General features: G+C 69.6%; 16 protein-coding genes. 14 read left to right on the forward strand and 2 right to left on the reverse strand.

All coding sequences use genetic code 11. The features are described 5' to 3' along the window. Nucleotides 1-745 (reverse strand): ABC transporter substrate-binding protein (locus tag JMF90_RS02560; protein WP_201324947.1); only part of this gene is annotated, 745 nt, incomplete at its 3' end. Between the two features lie 441 nt (nucleotides 746-1186). On the opposite strand from JMF90_RS02560, the gene JMF90_RS02565 reads away from it, so the two are divergent. The 8 genes from JMF90_RS02565 (at nucleotide 1187) to JMF90_RS02600 (ending at nucleotide 10284) form a co-directional block, all read left to right on the forward strand. After that, the gene (locus JMF90_RS02565) at nucleotides 1187-2359 is read left to right on the forward strand and encodes an LLM class flavin-dependent oxidoreductase (protein WP_011694572.1); all 1173 of its coding nucleotides are present in this window, start codon (nucleotides 1187-1189) and stop codon (nucleotides 2357-2359) included. 50 nt (nucleotides 2360-2409) lie between these two features. Beyond that, complete coding sequence (locus JMF90_RS02570; protein ID WP_011694573.1) at nucleotides 2410-3456, forward strand: ABC transporter substrate-binding protein; 1047 nt, start codon at nucleotides 2410-2412, stop codon at nucleotides 3454-3456. Nucleotides 3457-3489: 33 nt separating this feature from the next. After that, nucleotides 3490-4290: an energy transducer TonB gene (locus JMF90_RS02575; RefSeq protein WP_011694574.1), complete on the forward strand. Its 801-nt coding sequence runs from the start codon at nucleotides 3490-3492 to the stop codon at nucleotides 4288-4290. Nucleotides 4291-4331: 41 nt separating this feature from the next. Then, the gene (locus JMF90_RS02580) at nucleotides 4332-5048 is read left to right on the forward strand and encodes a MotA/TolQ/ExbB proton channel family protein (protein ID WP_011694575.1); all 717 of its coding nucleotides are present in this window, start codon (nucleotides 4332-4334) and stop codon (nucleotides 5046-5048) included. Further along, nucleotides 5048-5458, forward strand: a complete 411-nt coding sequence (locus tag JMF90_RS02585) for a biopolymer transporter ExbD (RefSeq protein WP_006484323.1) — start codon at nucleotides 5048-5050, stop codon at nucleotides 5456-5458. The genes JMF90_RS02580 and JMF90_RS02585 overlap by 1 nt, the downstream gene beginning before the upstream one ends. A gap of 36 nt (nucleotides 5459-5494) precedes the next feature. Next, nucleotides 5495-6559, forward strand: a complete 1065-nt coding sequence (locus JMF90_RS02590) for an ABC transporter substrate-binding protein (RefSeq protein ID WP_011694576.1) — start codon at nucleotides 5495-5497, stop codon at nucleotides 6557-6559. After that, nucleotides 6556-7773 carry an MFS transporter gene (locus JMF90_RS02595; RefSeq protein WP_011694577.1) on the forward strand — a complete coding sequence of 406 codons (1218 nt, stop codon included), beginning with the start codon at nucleotides 6556-6558 and terminating at the stop codon, nucleotides 7771-7773. The genes JMF90_RS02590 and JMF90_RS02595 overlap by 4 nt, the downstream gene beginning before the upstream one ends. A gap of 195 nt (nucleotides 7774-7968) precedes the next feature. Next, nucleotides 7969-10284 carry a TonB-dependent receptor gene (locus JMF90_RS02600; protein ID WP_011694578.1) on the forward strand — a complete coding sequence of 772 codons (2316 nt, stop codon included), beginning with the start codon at nucleotides 7969-7971 and terminating at the stop codon, nucleotides 10282-10284. Nucleotides 10285-10356: 72 nt separating this feature from the next. On the opposite strand, the gene JMF90_RS02605 is transcribed toward JMF90_RS02600, so the two are convergent. Next, a complete protein-coding gene (locus tag JMF90_RS02605) occupies nucleotides 10357-11376 on the reverse strand; it encodes an NAD(P)-dependent alcohol dehydrogenase (protein WP_011694579.1) in 1020 nt (339 codons plus the stop codon). A gap of 126 nt (nucleotides 11377-11502) precedes the next feature. Between JMF90_RS02605 and JMF90_RS02610 the strand changes: the two genes are divergently transcribed. The 6 genes from JMF90_RS02610 to JMF90_RS02635 form a co-directional block, all read left to right on the forward strand. Continuing rightward, a complete protein-coding gene (locus JMF90_RS02610; protein ID WP_011694580.1) occupies nucleotides 11503-12432 on the forward strand; it encodes a LysR substrate-binding domain-containing protein in 930 nt (309 codons plus the stop codon). A gap of 153 nt (nucleotides 12433-12585) precedes the next feature. Further along, complete coding sequence (locus JMF90_RS02615) at nucleotides 12586-13893, forward strand: MFS transporter (protein WP_011694581.1); 1308 nt, start codon at nucleotides 12586-12588, stop codon at nucleotides 13891-13893. 161 nt (nucleotides 13894-14054) lie between these two features. Continuing rightward, nucleotides 14055-14774 carry an SDR family oxidoreductase gene (locus tag JMF90_RS02620; RefSeq protein WP_011694582.1) on the forward strand — a complete coding sequence of 240 codons (720 nt, stop codon included), beginning with the start codon at nucleotides 14055-14057 and terminating at the stop codon, nucleotides 14772-14774. Nucleotides 14775-14910: 136 nt separating this feature from the next. Next, on the forward strand, nucleotides 14911-16881 hold the full coding sequence (locus tag JMF90_RS02625; protein WP_011694583.1) for an arylsulfatase: 1971 nt from the start codon (nucleotides 14911-14913) through the stop codon (nucleotides 16879-16881). 15 nt (nucleotides 16882-16896) lie between these two features. Then, nucleotides 16897-17946, forward strand: coding sequence for a formylglycine-generating enzyme family protein (locus tag JMF90_RS02630; RefSeq protein WP_011694584.1), 1050 nt, complete (start codon nucleotides 16897-16899; stop codon nucleotides 17944-17946). Next, the coding region (locus JMF90_RS02635; protein WP_236597940.1) for a MetQ/NlpA family ABC transporter substrate-binding protein at nucleotides 17943-18373 on the forward strand (431 nt) is incomplete at its 3' end. The genes JMF90_RS02630 and JMF90_RS02635, both read left to right, overlap by 4 nt.

Consider the following 18373-nt stretch of genomic DNA (forward strand, 5'->3'; position numbering starts at 1 on the left):
CCGCGTTGACGGTCAGCGGGCGCGGCGTGCCGTTGTTGTTGCGGATCGAGCGCTCCGGATGAAAGCCGATGTCGATCACGACGTGCGCGCCGATCAGTTGCGCGATCTCGAGGCCCGTCGAGCCCTTCACGTAGATCGCATCGACTTCGCCGCGCAGCAGCGCGCCGGCTTCGGCCGCATACAGCGCACGGCTCGAAAAGCCTTGCGGTGACGCGAACAGGCTCGCCGCGCGCGCCGGGCCGACGGCTTGCAGCGTGCGGGCGCGCACGTCGACGCGTTCGACGTCGCCGAGCGTCAGCCCGTCGAGGCTCAGCGCATTGACGAAGCCGCGCAGCGCCGACGCGCGAAAGATGTCGATGCGATCGTCGGGGCGGCTCGGAATCGCGATCCGGCGCCCGCGCAACGCCTTCACGGAGCGGATGCCCGACTCGGGGCGCGCGAGGATCAGCTGCGATTCGTCGACCCACGACAACCCGATCACGCGTGTGTTCGCGTCGTTCGAGCGCGCCCACATCGCGGGGATGCTGCCGCCCTGGCGAAACGACTGCGCGAGCGTGTGGTCGCTGATCGACGACACGTCGTGCCGCGTGGCGCCGCGTGGCGAGCGGATCGCGACGCCGTCGGCCGACGTCTCGCCGTTGAGCCAGCCGAGGTGCACGGCGATGCCGAGCGGCGTCGGCACCGGCGATCGGGCGTACCAGAACGTCTGCTGCTTGTCCGATGACGAATCGGGCCTGTCTGTCATGTGTGAGATTCCCCTGTCTGGGTAAGCGTGGTCGAGGCGCGGTGTCGCCCGCGCGGGCCGTTCCACGTTGCAAGTTCCGGGCCAGTGAACGGCAACCGCCGTGCGGCCGCTGCCGCGGGCCGCGCGGGCGATGCGCGGCATGGCGGCAGTTCCCTGCGTTGTTGCGTGAGCAACAGTCGGGTCGGGCGCTGTTGCGCGCGCAGCACCGGTGCGGCGGAAGCAGCAGCGGCACGGGTGCGTGTCGCGACATGTCCGGCGGCACCCGGCGCACATGATTCGAATCGTCGCGCACGCCCGACCCGCAAGGCGCCGCGCGCATTCGCCGGCGGCTTCGCGCATGTCGCGGCGAACCCGTTGGCACACCGCGTGCTTTACAGCGCTGCAAACGCGCGGCACGCCGGTGCCGCACGCAATCCGAACGGGCCGACAAGGAGAATCCCGATGGCTGTTGAATTTCTGTGGCGCCTGCCGATGCACGGCGACGGCCGGCGCGCACACGATCTGCATACGCGCGGCGAATGGAATCGCCAGCGCGCGTCGCGCGTCGCACCGAAAGTCGACGACGACGCGTTCGGCTACATCGACTATCTGTCGCAGGTCGCGCGCGCGGCCGATATCGCCGGCTTCCACGGCGCGCTGATTCCGATCTTCCGCTTCACCGAGGAACCGTGGGTCGTGGCGGCCGCGCTGGCGCGCGAGACGCGCCGGCTGCGCTTGCTGATCGCGCTGCAGCCGCATTTCGTGCATCCGGTCTATGCGGCGCAGATGGCCGCGAGCCTGCAGCGGATCAGCCGCGGCCGCGTCGAATGGAACGTCGTCACGGGCGGCGGCGGGCCGGACCAGCGTGCGTACGGCGACTTCATCGATCACGACAGCCGCTATGCGCGCACCGACGAATTCCTCGACGTCGTGAAGGGCGTCGCGGCCGGCGCGCCGTTCACGTTCGACGGCCGCTTCTATCGCGTCGAGGAGGGCGGCCTGCTGCCGCCGCTGAGCGGCCAGAAACCGCCGCGGATCTATCTGGCCGGCGCGAGCGACGCGGCGCTCGCGGTCGCCGCGAAGCACGGCGACGTGCACCTGAGCTGGGGCGAGCCGCTCGCGAAGCAGAAGGAAGTGATCGATGCGGCGCGCCGCGCGCTCGACCGGCAGAACGCCGAGCGCGATCTGCGCTTCGGCATGCGCATCGACATCCTGGCGCGCGAGACCGAGGAGCAGGCGTGGGCCGAGCTGCGGCAGATGTTCGCGACGGTGGGCGACACGACGCGCAACGGCTTCGGCGGGCGCGGCGCAGCGTCGGAATCGGTCGGCGCGAAACGCCAGTTCGCGCTGCACCAGGGCAACACGCAGCACTTCGACGACCTGATCGTCGGCCCGAACCTGTGGGCCGGGATGTCGCAGATCCGTGGCGGCCCCGGCTGCGTGATCGTCGGCAGCCACGAGCAGGTGGCCGAGCGGCTCGCGGAGTACGTCGAGATCGGCGTGTCGACGTTCATCCTCGCGAGCAACCCGCATCTCGAAGAAGCGTACCGCGTGGGCGAGGAAGTGCTGCCGCTCGTCGACGGCGCGCTGAACGCGCGCGGCACGCAGGCGGCGCTGCGCGTGGCCGGCGCCTGAGCGCGGCGGCCCGCCGCCACGCACCCATGACAACGACAAGGACACTCACCATGACGACACTCGCTGCGCAGGCCACGGCTTGCGACGCACTCTGGTACACGCGCTGCCCGGTGCCGACCGCGCTCGGCATCGCCGTGCATCGCGGCTGGTTCGACGAGGAGTTCGGGCCGGACGGCATCGCACTCCATTCGCTGCAGGAGACGGCCGACGCCGACAAGCGCGAATCGCACTTCGATCACAGCCTGCCGCACTCGTTCCGGCAGGGCGGCAACATTCCCGCGCTGTGGGCGCGGGCCCGCGGCGCCGATACGCGCGTGATCGGCCTGTCGTGGACCAACGAATTCCAGGCGATCGTCACGCTGCCCGAGCGCGGCATCCGCACCGCGCGCGACCTGCGCGGCCGGCGGCTCGGCTTGCCGCGCCATCCGATCAGCATCGACTTCTGGCGCGCGGCCGCGCTGAAGGGGTTCCTGAGCGCGCTCGAGCTGGAAGGGCTCGGCCACGGCGACGCCGAATGGGTCGACCTGCCCGACACGCGCGAGCGCCACACCGGGCCCGCGTCGTTCACGCGCGGCCCGCACGAATACGGGCTCGAAATCGCGGCGCTCGTGCGCGGCGACGTCGACGCGGTGTTCGTGAAGGGCGTGGCCGGGCTGGAAACCGTGCATCTGATCGACGCGCAGGTCGTCATCGATCTCGGCGCGCATCCCGATCCGCTGGTGCGGATCGGCAACGGCACGCCGCGCACGCTGACCGTCGACCGCGCGCTGATCGACGCGCGCCCCGATCTCGTGAGCCGCTTCCTGTCGGTCGTGGTCGGCGCGGGCGACTGGGCCGCGCGCCATCCGGCGGAGACGGTCGCGTATATCGGCCGTGAAACGCGTGCATCCGACGAGTGGGTGCGCTACGCGTATGGCGCGGACGTGCATCGCCATCTGGAAACCGGGCTCGCGCCGACGTCGATCGACGGGCTGGTCGCGTTCAAGGATTTTCTCGTCGAGTGGGGCTTTCTCGAACACGATTTCGACGCGCGCGCGTGGATCGATCCGGCGCCGTTCACGCAGATCGACCGGCACCGCCATGCGTGGGTCGCGTAGCGCGCCGCGGCGTGTCATTGCAAGGAGTCGAACATGACAGGGCTGACGATCGAATACGGCGTGCCGCCCGCGCGCCGGCATGCGGCACGTGCGGCGCCGCGCACGGTGGCGGCGGTTGCGCGTCCGCCGTCGCTGCCGCCGTCCGCGCAGGTCGACGCACGGGCCGCACCGGCGAACGGATGGCGTGGCGCGGCGGCGATTGCGCTGGCGATCGCGGCGCTGCATGCGGGCGTCGCGCTGCTGGCCGCGCGCGTGCCTGCCGCACCGCCCGTGCAGCCGCCGCGGCCGTTGCCGATGACGGTCGAGCTGACGCGGCCGCCCGAACCGCTGCCGCAGGCCGCGCACCCGCCGCCGCCGGTCGTGTCGCCGAAGCCGTTGAAGCAGGCGCCGACCCCGCCGAAGCCGCGCGCGGCCGTACCGCGTCCGGCGCCGGCTGCCACGCCGCAGGCGACGCGCGAAGCCGCACCTGCACCCGCGCCGGCGACGCCGGCCGTCGCCGCGCCCGCTGCCCCGGTTCAGGCGCCCGCGCCCGCACCCGCCGTACCCGTGCGCGAAACCGCGCCGATCGGCGACGCGGCGTACCTGCGCAACCCGGCGCCCGACTATCCGGCGTTCGCGCAGGACCAGGGCTGGGAAGGGCGCGTCGTGCTGCGCGTGCACGTGCTCGCGAGTGGCACGCCCGATTCGGTCGAGGTCCGCACGAGCAGCGGCCGCCGCCTGCTCGACAGCGCGGCGGTGGCTGCCGTGAAGCGCTGGACCTTCGTCCCCGCGAAGCGCGGCGACGAAGCGGTCGACGGCTGGGTGAACGTGCCGATCGATTTCAAGCTGGGCTGACCCGCCGGGCCGCCCGCCACATTTTTCAAGGAGCTCACATCATGAACGCTATCCCGACCACCTTCATCGTCCAGGGCGCGCTCTGGCTGCTCGTCGTTTTCTCCGTCGTCACGTGGACGCTGATCGTCGTGAAGGCCATCCAGAGCCTGCGCTCGAGCGCGCGCAACCGGCGTTACGTCAGCGCGTTCTGGGCCGCGAACAGCTTCCACGACGCGGCCACGCTCGACGGCGCGAACAGCCCGGTGGGCGAACTCGCCGCGACGGGCTTCGACGCACTGCGACGCGCCGACGAGAGCAGCGCGCACGATCTCGAACACAGCTGGAGCCGTCATGACCTGCTCGAACGCCATCTGCGCCAGCAGATCCACAACGCGCGCCGGCGCGAGGAAGCGGGGCTCGCGGTGCTCGCGTCGATCGGCAGCACCGCGCCGTTCGTCGGGCTGTTCGGCACCGTGTTCGGCATCATCCATGCGCTGACCGCGATCACGCACAGCGCGTCGGCGAGCATCGACGTCGTGGCCGGGCCGATCGGCGAGGCGCTGGTCGCGACCGGCATCGGCATCGCGGTCGCGGTGCCGGCCGTGCTCGCGTACAACTTCTTCGTGCGCCGCGTGAAGGCCGCGTCGGCCGATCTCGACGCGTTCGCGACCGACTTCGTCACGCTCGCGCAGAAAGCCGGCTTCCGCGTGCCGGCCGCCGTGCCCGCCGCCACGCCGGCGCGCCGTTCCGACGACACCCGCCAGGAGGCGTTCGCATAATGGCCTTCTCGTCCTCCTCCGACAACGACGACGTGCTCAGCGAAATCAACATCACGCCGCTCGTCGACGTGATGCTCGTGCTGCTGGTCGCCTTCATCGTCACCGCACCGCTGCTGAACAACGCGGTGCACGTGAATCTGCCGAACACCGTCGCCACCGCGCCGGCCGACCGCAAGCCGAACGTGACCGTGAGCGTCGACGGCAAGGGCGTCGTGTACCTCGACAAGCGCGCGGTCGCGCTCGACACGGTGCCGGCCGAGCTGGCCGCGCTGAAGGCCGGCCGGCCCGACGTCGCGCTCGACCTGCAGGCCGACGAGCACGTGCCGTACGGCACCGTCGCGAAGCTGATGGCCGCGATCGAGCACGCCGGTATCACGCGATTGTCGGTGCTCACCGCGCCGCGCGGCTGACGCGCGTTTCACGACTCCTTTTTTGCGAACGCATTCATGAGCACCACGGCTTCACACAACGTTCAGTCGATCTGGTACACGCGCTGTCCGGTGCCGACACCGCTCGGCATCGCCGCGCATCTCGGCTGGCTGGATCACGAATTCGCCGGCGACGGCATCACCGTGCGCGCGCTGCAGGAAAGCCAGCACGCGGCGCTGCATCACGCGCACGTCGACCATTCGCTCGACAACGCGTTCCGGCAGGGCGGCAGCATTCCGGCGCTGTGGGCGCGTGCGTCCGGCGCCGACACGCGCGTGGTCGCGCTGACCTGGGTCGACGAGGCCCAGGCGATCGTCGCGCTGCCGGAAGCCGGCCTCGCGCGGCCGAAGGACCTGCGTGGGCGCCGCATCGGCCTGCCGCGCCGCGACGGCGAGCGGATCGACATCTTCCGCGCGGCGGCGCTGCGCGGCTTCGTGAGTGCGCTGTCGCTCGACGGGCTCGGCCCCGGCGACGTCGAATGGGTCGACGTACCGGCATCGAACCTGCGCGCGCCGGTGGCGACGCCCGCGACCCGCGACGCGGCGTTCAGCCATCCGGCGAGCCTGTCGAGCCGGCGGCTCTATGCGGCCGAGGCGGCCGCGCTGGTGCGCGGCGACGTCGACGCGATCTACGTGAAGGGTTCGCTCGGGCTCGAAACCGCGCACCTGATCGGCGCGCAACCGGTGGTCGACATCGGCTTTCATCCCGATCCGCAGATCCGCATCAACAACGGCTCGCCGCGCCCGCTGACCGTCAATGCGTCGACGCTCGAACGCCATCCCGACATCGTCAGCCGCTTTCTCGCACGCGTGACCGACGTCGAAGGGTGGGCGCGCGAGCACGAGCACGAAGTGCTCGGCTATCTCGGCCGCGAGACGGGGTCGGGCCACGACTCGCTGCGGCTCGCGTACGGCGTGGACGTGCACCGGCGGCTGCGCACGGATCTCGACGAAGCGTCGATCGCCGCGCTCGATGATTTCAAGCGCTTTCTGGTCGACTGGCGGTTCCTGCCCGCCGACTTCGACGTGCGCGCGTGGATCGACCGGCGCGCGCTCGACGGCATCGCGACGCTGTCGCGGTGAGCACGCCGGCACGCGTCGCCGACGCATGGCGGCGCGAGCGCTTCACCGGCGGCTTCATGCTGCTCGCGCTCGCGAGCGGCACGACGATCAGCATGGCGCAGCTCGCGACGACGCTGTATGCGCTGGCGCTCGGCGTCGACGACGCGCGGCTCGGCATCATCGCCGCGATGGAGCCGCTCGGCATCGCGCTGATGACGTTGCCGGCCGGGCTGCTGGTCGCGCGCTACGGTGCGCGCCGCGTGTACTTCGCCGCCAGCATGGGGCCGATGCTGCTCAATCTCGTCGTGCCGTTCACGGGCGCGTGGCCGCTGATCGCGCTCACGCAGGGGCTGATCGGGCTGTGCATCCCGTTCCGGATCGTGTCGATCAACGGCGTGTTTCTCGCGCGGCTCGCGCAGATCGGCCTCGCCCGCGCGGGCTGGTATCGCGCGGCGATGTCGATCGGCACCGGGATGGTGGGGCCGTGGCTCGCGAGCGGGCTGATCGGCACGCACGGTGCGGTCGCGACGTTCTGCGTGGCGTCGGCGAGCTTCGCGGGGATGGCGCTGTTCAGCCGCGGGTTGCTCGGCGAGGCGGCGCCACCGTCTCCCGGCGCGTCACGTCGAACCGGCGGCCTGCGCGCGCTGTTCGCGCTCGCGTGGAGCCGCGGCATCCGCGAGCAGCTCGTCGTGGAAGCGGTGAACAGCGCGACGCGCGCGCTCGTCGGCACCTATACGGTGGTGCTCGCGATCCAGTCGCTCGGCCTCACGCAGACGCGTGCCGTCGCACTGCTGACATTGCAGGGCGCGGTCGCGGTGATCGCGCTGTTCGGGCTCGGGCACGTCGCGCAGCGCATGACCGAGCGCCGCTGTCATGCACTCGGCCTCGCGGGCGGCATGGCCGGGCTGCTCGCGCTCGGCCTCGGGCGCGATCCGTGGATCGTCGGTGCAGGGCTCGCCGCGCTGTGCGCCGGCTCGTCGCTGCTGCATCTCGTCAACATGCAGCATCTCGGCCGTCATCCGGCCGACAAGAGCCAGGTATCGAGCCTCTACAACCTCGCGTCGATGACCGGCGCGTTCTGCGGCCCGCTGGTCGGCAGCGCGCTCGCGCCGCTCGTCGGGTTGCGGGCCGTATTTCTGTGCTGGCTGCCGGTCGTCGTGCTGGTCGCACTCGCGCTGCGGCTCGCACATGGGCGTCGCGGCGCGACGCAAGCGCTGCCTGCGAAGCTGTCCTAACGAATTCGGCATCGTGCGGTGTTGCGTGACCAGCAATTTTCCGCTTACACAGATGCGCATGCAGCAACACGGGCGCAGCAGGCCCGCCGCGCGCCCCGTGCGACGGGCCTGTCGATGCTGGCATCCGAATTGCATGAGAGAACCCGTGCGTCGCGCACGCACTGCGTTCAACCGATCAAACAGGATGACTCATCGATGTTCAGGAAAAAACTAATCGTCACCGCGCTGGGGGGACTGCTGACGGGCGGCGTCGTATCGTCGCCCGCATGGGCGGAAGATGGCGCGGCGACGGCGGGGGCGCCGGACGCGAAGCCGGCGCAACAGGCATCGGACGATGCGGCCGCGGCCGCACCGAAGGCGGTGCGTGCGGACCGCGGTACGGCCGTACGCGAAACGAACCTCGGCACGGTGACCGTGACGGCGCGCCGGCGCAAGGAGCGCATCCAGGACGTGCCGGTCGCGGTCAGCGCGCTGAGCGGCGATGCGATCAAGAACAACGAGCTGCGCGTGATCAACGACGTGACGAAGTACGTGCCGAACTTCACCGGGCAATCGACCGAGGGCCGCGAACGGCCGCGCTGGTTCCTGCGCGGCGTCGGCAGCAACGATCCGTCGGACCTGTCGCTGAGCCCGATCGGCGTGTACTTCGACGACGTGTACATCAACAGCGTGTTCGGGCAGGGCTTTCCGCTGTTCGACCTCGACCACATCGAAGTGCTGCGCGGGCCGCAGGGCACGCTGTGGGGCAAGAATACGGTCGGCGGCGCGCTCAACATCACGTCGCAGAAGCCGACGTTCGACGTGAGCGGCTACGGCAAGCTCGGCTTCGGCCAGTACAACAGCCGGCTCGCGGAAGCGGCGATCGGCGGGCCGATCGGCAAGAACGACGTGCTGGCCGCGCGCGTGTCGGTGTATCACGAGAATGCCGACAGCTTCTACACGAACACGGTGCAGCAGGGGCGCTTCGGCGGCTTCCACGACAACGCGGTGCGCTTCCAGGTGCTCGCCGTGCCGACGTCGGACACCGATTTCCTGTTCAACATCCATGGCCGCAACTACACGGGCGGCGGCAACGCATGGCACGCGGAAGGCGCGGGGCGCGGCGGCACGAACCAGTTCGGCTTCGTCGGGTCGAGCGATCCGTATACGGTGTCGCTCAATGCGCCGTCGAGCGATCACATCTCGACGTGGGGCACGTCGCTGACCGCGCACTGGCGCATCAACCCGGCGGTGTCGCTGACGTCGATCACCGCGTTCGAAGGGCTGCACCGCTGGTACCAGGACGACGAGGACTATTCGCCGTTCGATGCGGCGCGCTCGCACGACCGCCTGTCGAGCCGGCAGTTTTCGCAGGAATTCCGGCTCGAATCGCCGCAGAGCGACCGCCTGAGCTGGATCGTCGGCACGCATCTGTTTACCGAGCAACTGGCCGAGCAGGGCGCCGGCGGCGGGCTGCCGGGCTCGCCGTCGCCCGCGTACTACCACCTGACGGATCTCACGCAGCACACGCAGAGCGCGGCGATCTTCGGCAGCGTCAAGTACCGGTTCACCGACCGCTTCAACGTGACGGGCGGGCTGCGTTACACGATCGAGCGCAAGACCATCAACCTGACCGGGCTGCAGGATACCGGCAACGTGACGTTCAGCGATCCGAACAGCTGGTGGTCGCCGTCGTCGGTGTCGTCGCCGCTCGCGGTCAGCGCGCGGCAGAACCAGACCAACACCTGGCGCGCGCCGACCTGGGACCTCACGCCCGAATATGCGCTCAGCAGCAACGTGCGCGCGTATTTCCGCTATGCGCGCGGCTTCCGCTCGGGCGGCTACAACGGCAACGCCTATACGCAGAGCACGGTGTCGACCGTGTCGCCGGAGTACCTGACCGATTACGAGGTCGGCATCAAGAGCGAATGGTTCGACAAGCGGCTGATCGTCAACGCGAGCGTGTTCCACTACGACTATCGCGACATCCAGGTGTTCGCGCTGGCGCCGAACCCGTTCGGCGGGCCGCCGGTGTCGACGCTGTCGAATGCGGGGCAGGGGCGCGCGGACGGCTTCGAGCTGGAGCTGAAGGCGCAGCCGGTCAACAGCCTGTACCTGTTCGCGAACCTCGGGATGCTGAACACGCGCTACACGGAATTCCGCAACGTGCCGACGGCCGTGGGCAACTCGTTCGCACGTTCGCCGCATACGACGCTGAACGCGGGCTTCGACTATCGCGTACCGGTGTCGTTCGGCACGCTGACGGCGGGCGGCGACGTGAACTACCGCAGCCGCGAGTACTTCAGCGCGACGCGGCAGACGATGCCGCAGCTGTGGCAGGGCGGCTATACGGTGCTGAACGCGCATGTGTCGTACACGACGCCGAACCAGAAGTACATCGTGACCGGCTACGTGACGAACCTGACGAACAAGGTCTACAAGAAGCTCGAGCTGTTGCCGTCGTATGGCGCGTATCCGACGCTGTACGGCGATCCGCGCACGGTCGGGATCACGCTGACCGCGAAGATCTGACGCTGACGGGAGACGCCTGCCGCGGCGCCGGCGCCTGGCGCGTCGAGCCGCGGTACGTCGTCCCTGCACGCATCACGACGCGACGCGAATCACCACCTTGCCGAAGTGCTGCCCCGATTGCAGGTGCGCATACGCTTGCGGCGCTTCGTCGAAGCCGAACACGCGATCGACCACCGGCTTGATCCGCTTCGCGTCGACGAGCCGGACGACGTCGTCGAGCATCGCGCGGCTGCCGACCATGAAGCCGTGCAGTTGCTTGACGCCGCCGATCAGCGGCAGCAGATCGAGTACCGGCCCGCCGAAGCTGCTGAGGCCCCCGATGATCGACACGATGCCGCCGAGCTTCGTCGCGGCGATCGAGCGCGGCAGCGTATCGCGGCCGCCGACTTCGACGACGAGATCCGCGCCCGCGCCGCCGGTGAGCCGCAATACTTCATGTTGCCATTCGGGCGTCGTCCGATAGTTGATCGTTGCGTCCGCACCGAGTGCGCGGGCGCGTTCGAGCTTCGCATCGCTCGACGACGTGACGATCGTGCGCAACCCCGTGGCCTGCGCGAGCTGCAGCGCGATGATCGATACGCCGCCCGTGCCGAGCAGCACGACGGTCGCGCCCGGCTTCAATCCGCCGCCGACGAACAGCGCGTTCCACGCGGTGATGCCCGCGCACGACAGCGTCGCCGCTTCGTCGTAGTCGAGATGCGGGGGAATCGCGACCAGCGCGGTTTCGTCGGCGACGAAGCGTTCGGCCAGCACGCCGTCGAATTGCGCGCCGGGCGAACCCGACACTTTGTGCGGCGTCGGCGGCCCGTCGATCCAGCGCGGGAAGTAGGTGTTGATCACGCGGTCGCCCGGCCTGAAGCGCGTGACGTCGCGGCCGGTCTCGACCACTTCGCCGGCGCCGTCGGCGACCGGGATCAGCGCTTCCTTGCCGATACCCAGATAGTCGCCGCGCGCGAACATCAGGTCGCGATAGTTCAGCGCGGCCGAGTGGATCTTCACGACGATGTCGGTCGGCCCGACCGCGCGCGGCGTCGCGTCGATACGCCCGAGCCCGGCAATGCCGTCGCCCGGTTTGAGGTGCCATGCATGCATGTCGACTCCTTTTCGAGATAGTCCGGACTATCATAGTGTTGCGCAGGTAGACGCATTGGCGAGAATTCGGCCAACGATTGTCGCCGGCATGGAAACAACCCTGTCATCGCACCGGAGCGGAGCGGCATGGATGAACGGCTGAGAGGTGTCGCCGAATTCGTCGACGTGGTGGAATCGGGCAGCTTCGCAGCGGCGGCGCTGCGCCTCGGCATGACGCGCTCGGCCGTCGCGAAGATCGTCGCGCGGCTCGAACTGCGTCTCGGCGCGCGGCTCCTGCAGCGCACGACACGCCAGCTCGGCCTGACCGACGAAGGGCTCGTCTATTACGAGCAGTGCCGGCGGCTGCTGGCCGAACTCGGCGAAACGGAAGCCGCGCTCGACGCGGGCCGTCGCGAGCCGGCCGGGCGCGTGCGCGTCAGCGTGCCCGTGCTGTTCGGGCGGCAGTGCGTGGCGCCCGTCGTGCGGCGTCTCGTCGAGCGCCATCCGCGGCTCGAAATCGACATGTCGTTCAGCGATCGCGTGGCCGACCTCGTCAACGACGGTTTCGACCTGGCCGTGCGCATCGGCGAGCTGGCCGATACGAGCGCGCTGGTCGGCCGCAAGCTCGGCGTGCAGCGCATGGGCATCTGCGCATCGCCCGCGTATCTCGCGCGTCACGGCCGGCCGTCGGGGCTCGACGAACTGGCGTCACACGTCGGCATCGCGTATTCGCGCGGCGGACAGCCGACACCATGGCGAGTCATCGGCGCGGACGGCGCGGTGCACGACCATCGCGCGGCCGGCCGCCTGCGGTTCGACGACCTGCAGGCGATCGCCGATGCGGCCGCCGCCGGCGCGGGCCTGGCGTGGCTGCCGTGCTGGCTGATGGCGCCGTACTTGCGCGACGGCCGTCTCGCGCTCGTGATGGACAGCAACAGCGTGTCGGGCGCCGAGGTGTTCGCGGTGCGGCCGGCGGCGCGCCACGTGCCGTCGAAGGTGCGGGCCGTCGTCGATGCGCTGGTCGACGAGATTCCGCACATGCTGGCGTCCGACGACGCAAACGGGGTACGCGCATGACGACGGCGCGACAACCCGGTTGGCCGCGCATCGCGCCCGCTCGTGTCTCATATATCGAGAACACATCCCGGTAATTGACGCGAATTTCACGGGGCTCCTAGACTGGCCTGCATGACGCCGCGCCTCACGCGAGACGATCCAGGAGACATGCCGATGACCGCCACCGCCCCGCAGTTGCACGCCGCGACGATGCGACGCCTGAACCTGCGCCTGATTCCGTTCCTGATGCTGCTGTACCTCGTCGCGTATATCGACCGCTCGAACATCTCGGTCGCGGCGTTGCAGATGAATGCCGACCTCGGTCTCAGCGCCGAAATGTACGGGCTCGGCGCGGGGTTGTTCTACGTGACCTACATCCTGTTCGAGGTGCCGAGCAACCTGTTCCTCGCGCGGGTCGGCGCACGCCGCTGGATCGCGCGGATCATGATCACGTGGGGCATCGTCGCGGCCGCGATGAGCGCGGTGCATACACCGGGGCAGCTCTACGCGATGCGCCTGCTGCTCGGCGCGGCCGAAGCCGGCTTCACGCCGGGCATCATCTACTACCTGTCCGCGTGGTATCCGCAGAGCGACCGGGCGCGTGCGATGTCGTTCTTCTACATCGGCGCGACGCTCGCGTCGGTGATCGGGCTGCCGCTGTCCGGCGCGCTGCTGAACCTGAACGGCGTGCTCGGCGTCGAGGGCTGGCGCTGGCTGTTCCTGCTCGAAGGCGTGCCCGCACTGCTGCTCGGGTTCGTCGTGCTGCGCCGCCTGCCCGATACGCCCGCGCACGCGCGCTGGCTGCCGGCCGACGAGCGCGCGTGGCTCGAAGCGACGCTGCGCGACGGCGCGCCGCGCGAGCATCTGTCGCATGGCGTCGCATTGCGGCGTGCGTTCGGCGACGGCAAGGTGTGGGCGCTCGCCGCGTTCTGGTTGTTGCAGGCGTTCGGCACGATCGGCCTGACGTTGTTCCTGCCGCTGCTCGTGAAGAGTCTGTCGGGGCAGTCGAGTTTCGCGGTCGGCAGCCTGTCCGCGCTGCCGTTCCTGTTCGCATGCGTCGCGATGTATCTAAATGGCCGGCATTCAGATCTCGGCGGAGAACGCGCGCTGCATCTCGGCGTGCCGATGCTGTTGGCCGGTGCGTTGCTGGTCGCGGCGATCTACACGCCGGTGCTGCCCGTCGCGTATGCGCTGCTGGTGTTCGCGGTCGGCTTGAATTGGGCCGCGACGCCGGTGTTCTGGGCCGTGACGACCGAATACGTGTCGGGCCTCACGGCGGCCGCGTCGATCGCGCTGATCAACGCGGTCGCGAACATCGCGGGGCTCGCGCTGCCGCCGGTGATGGGGCGGATCAAGGACGTCACGCATTCGTACGATCTCGCGCTGCTGCTCGTCGCGGTCGCGTTGCTGGCGGGCGGTGTGCTCGCATTGCGGATCGCGTCGCGGCGCGCGATGCCGGTGGCGGCGGGGCGGGTTGGGTGAGCGACTGGCGAGTGTGAGGGTGACGCATCGAACGCGACGAGAAGGCATCGACCGTACGCGTTTCTCGTCGCTGCGGCACAATCGGGCGGAGCACGCGCGCGCCGGGTGACCACAAGGCGCGTTGCGCCATTTCCTCCGGATTCCTTCCCAAGGGCACGCCCATGTCATCCCGCACTTATCTCGTCACCGGCGCATCACGCGGCATCGGCCTCGCGATCAGCACCACGCTCGCCCGACGCGGCCATCGCGTCGTCGGTCTCGCGCGGCACGCGCAGGGCATCGACTTCCCCGGCGAATTGCTCGCGTGCGATCTCGCCGATATCGAACAGACCGCCGCGACGCTCGCGCGGATCGGCGAACGCCACCATGTCGACGGCATCGTCAACAACGCGGGCATCGTGCTGCCGCAACCACTCGGAAAGATCGATTTCCAGTCGTTGCAGACCGTGTTCGATCTCAACGTGCGGGCCGCGATCCAGGTCACGCAGCATTTTGCCGATGCGATGAAGGCGCGCGGCTACGGGCGCATCGTCAACATCTGCAGCCGCGCGATCTTCGGCAGCCTCGACCGCACCGCGTATTCCGCCGCGAAGAACGCGCTGGTCGGCTGCACGCGCACGTGGGCGCTCGAACTCGCCGAACACGGCGTGACCGTCAACGCGGTGGCGCCGGGCCCGATCGAGACGGAACTGTTCCGCCAGACGCGGCCGGTCGGCAGCGAAGCCGAGCGCAAGGTGCTCGCGACGATTCCCGCGCGCCGGCTCGGCACGGCCGACGACGTCGCGGCCGCCACCGTGTTTTTCTTGTCGGACGAAGCCGGTTTCGTCACCGGGCAGGTGCTATCGGTGGACGGCGGCGGCAGCCTCGGCGGGCGCAGTTGATGCACGGCTGCGCGACGCGTGGCGGACGATACGCGCCGCATATTCCCCCACCCCGTTAGCATGTGACGAATCCGACTTTGGGCGCCGCACGAGCGACGCTAAGATCGCCGATCCCGTAGATCGAGCGTCAACAATAATGAAAAAGTCCGCGTCGCCGTTGCATGCTTTTCGTTTCCGTGTCGTCTGCGCCGCGATTGCCGGCGCGGTGTCGCTCGCGTCGTGCGGCGGCGTCGACAGCGACGCGCCGCCGTCGCAGGCCGGCGTCACGCCGACGCCCACCCCGACCCAGGCCGCGAAACGCCCGAACATCCTGTACATCATGGCCGACGATCTCGGCTATTCCGACATCCATGCGTTCGGCGGCGAGATCAACACGCCGAACCTCGACGCGCTCGTCGCATCGGGCCGCATCCTGTCGAACCATCACACGGGCACCGTCTGCGCGATCACGCGCGCGATGCTGGTGTCCGGCACCGATCACCATCTCGTCGGCGAAGGCACGATGGGCGTGCCGACCGACGAGCGGCGCGGGCTGCCCGGCTACGAGGGCTACCTGAACGATCGCGCGCTGTCGTTCGCGCAACTGCTGAAGGACGCCGGCTATCACACGTATATCGCGGGCAAGTGGCACATCGGCTCGGGCATCGTCGGCAGTGCGACGGGCAGCGGGCAGACGCCCGACCAGTGGGGCTTCGAGCGCAGCTACGTGCTGCTCGGCGGCGCGGCGACGAACCACTTCGCGCACGAGCCGGCCGGCTCGTCGAACTACACGGAAGACGGCCGCTACGTGCAGCCGGGCCAGCCCGGGCAGCCGGGCGGCACGGGCGGCAGCCCGGCCGTGTTCTATTCGACCGATTTCTATACGCAGAAGCTGATCTCGTACATCGATGCGAACAAGCAGGACGGCAAGCCGTTCTTCGCGTACGCGGCCTACACGTCGCCGCACTGGCCGCTGCAGGTGCCCGATCCGTGGCTGCACAAGTACGCGGGCGTGTACGACGCCGGCTACGATGCGATCCGCAACGCGCGGATCGCGCGGCAGAAGGCGCTCGGCCTGATTCCGGCCGATTTCAAGCCGTTCGACGGGCTGCCCGAGACGACGGTCGCCTCGCCCGCGACCGCGAACAACGGCACGGCCAGCGCGAAGTACATCAACGCGGTGCATTCGGCCGCCGACGGCTACAGCGACTACGGCCCCGGCAAGGTCGACAAGCTGTGGTCGAGCCTGTCGCCGGCCGAGCGCAAGGCGCAGGCGCGCTACATGGAGATCTACGCGGGGATGGTCGAGAACCTCGACTACAACATCGGCCTGCTGATCCAGCACCTGAAGGACATCGGCGAATACGACAACACGTTCATCATGTTCCAGTCGGACAACGGCGCGGAAGGCTGGCCGATCGATTCCGGCGCCGACCCGACCGCGACCGACACCGCGAACGCGCAGGAGCCGACCTATTCGGCGCTCGGCACCGACAACGGCAAGCAGAATGCGCAGCGCCTGCAGTACGGGCTGCGCTGGGCCGAAGTGAGCGCGGCGCCGTTCCGGCTCACGAAGGGCTATTCGGGCGAAGGCGGCGTATCGACGCCGACGATCGTGCACCTGCCGGGCCAGTCGCAATCGTTGCCGACGCTGCGCGCGTTCACGCACGTGACCGACAACACGGCGACGTTCCTCGCGGTCGCGGGCGTCACGCCGCCGTCGCAGCCGGCGCCGCCGCTGGTGAACACGCTGACGGGCGTCGATCAGAACAAGGGCAAGGTGATCTACAACAACCGCTATGTGTATCCGGTCACGGGCCAGTCGCTGCTGCCGGTGCTCACCGGTTCGGCGACGGGCGAAGTGCACACGACGCCGTTCGGCGACGAAGCGTACGGCCGCGCGTATCTGCGCAGCGCCGACGGCCGCTGGAAGGCATTGTGGACCGAGCCGCCGCTCGGCCCGCTCGACGGTCACTGGCAGCTGTACGACCTCGCGTCGGATCGCGGCGAGACGACCGACGTGTCCGCGCAGAACCCGTCGGTGATCGGCACGCTGGTCGACCAGTGGAAGACCTACATGGGCAACGTCGGCGGCGTCGAACCGCTGCGTCCGCGCGGCTACTACTGATCGCGGGGCGATACGATGCGGTTGCGTTTCTGGACGATCGGCGCGGCGCTGGCCGCCACGCTGTTCGCCGCCGCGTTCGCGGCGGGCTATGCGAATCCGGCGGCGCCGGCGGACGGCGCGTTCGACGACCTGAATCGCGGCCGCGCGCTCGCGCCACTCGGTTCGGAGCGCCAGTGCGAACGCTATTCGGGGCTGCCGTCGAAGTGGCGTGACGATCCGCAGGCCGGGATGGTGCACCTGCGCGGCGGCGCGTTCGTGTTCGGCAGCACGCGCGGCTATGCGGACGAGCGCCCGGTCGGCGACGGCAAGACGCGCGTCGGCGGCTTCTGGATCGACCAGACCGACGTGACGATCGCGCAGTTCGCCGCGTTCGTGCAGGCCACCGGATACGTGACCGAGGCCGAGCAGCAGGGCGGCGCGGCGGTGTTTCATGTGCCGACCCGCGACGAGTTGAACGCGCGCGACCTCGCATGGTGGTCGTGGGTGAAGGGCGCGTCGTGGCGACATCCGCACGGTCCGGGCAGCGACGTGGAAGGGCTCGGCAACCTGCCGGTGACGCTCGTCACGCAGCGCGATGCGCTCGCGTATGCGCGCTGGCTCGGCCGCGACCTGCCGACCGAGGCCGAATGGGAATACGCGGGCAAGGCGGGCCGCGACGACGCATCGCTCGATGCGGCGCCGCGCGATGCGCAGGGCAAGCCGGCCGCGAACTACTGGCAGGGCGCGTTTCCGGTGCTCGACTCGGCCGAGGATGGCCACGCCGGATTGGCGCCCGTCGGCTGCTATGCGGCGAACGGCTTTCGTCTTTACGACATGATCGGCAACGCATGGGAATGGACGAAGGACGCGTACACGGGCCCGCATCAGTCGCACACGAACGGCGATACGGCGGCCGTCGCACCGCCGACGCGCCGGCACGATACGCCGATGGTGATCAAGGGCGGTTCGTTCCTGTGCTCGCGAGACTACTGCGTGCGTTATCGCGCATCGTCGCGCGAACAGCAGGAAGCCGATCTCGGCGCGTCGCACATCGGATTTCGCACGATCCTGAGGGACGCGTCATGACGGCGCGCATCGGGCGTTTCATGGCGGCGTGGCTGCTGGCTGCATGCGGCGTCGTGCTTCACGGCGCGGCAGTGGCTGCCGAAGCCGCGGCGCCGGCCGTGCGCGTCGGCGTCACGCGTGGCGTGCATGCGCAGATCCTCGACGAAGTGAAGCGGGTGGCGGCCGCGCGCGGGCTGAGCGTCGACGTCGTCGAATTCGACAATGCGTCGCGCATCGACACGGCGCTGGCGGACGGGCGGATCGACGCGGCCAGCTTCGAGGATGCGCAACAGCTTGCCGCGACCCGTGCGCGCAAGCGTTACGCGCTGACCGAAGTCGCGCCGACCGTCACGCTGCCGATGGCGTTCTATTCGCGCCAGCTGAAGAACCTGAACGAACTGCAACCCGGCGCGACGGTTGCGCTTCCCGCCGATCCGCGCGGGATGGC

Origin of the sequence: Burkholderia sp. E168m23, assembly GCF_016586125.1 — a bacterium.
Taxonomy (GTDB): Bacteria; Pseudomonadota; Gammaproteobacteria; order Burkholderiales; family Burkholderiaceae; genus Burkholderia; species Burkholderia orbicola.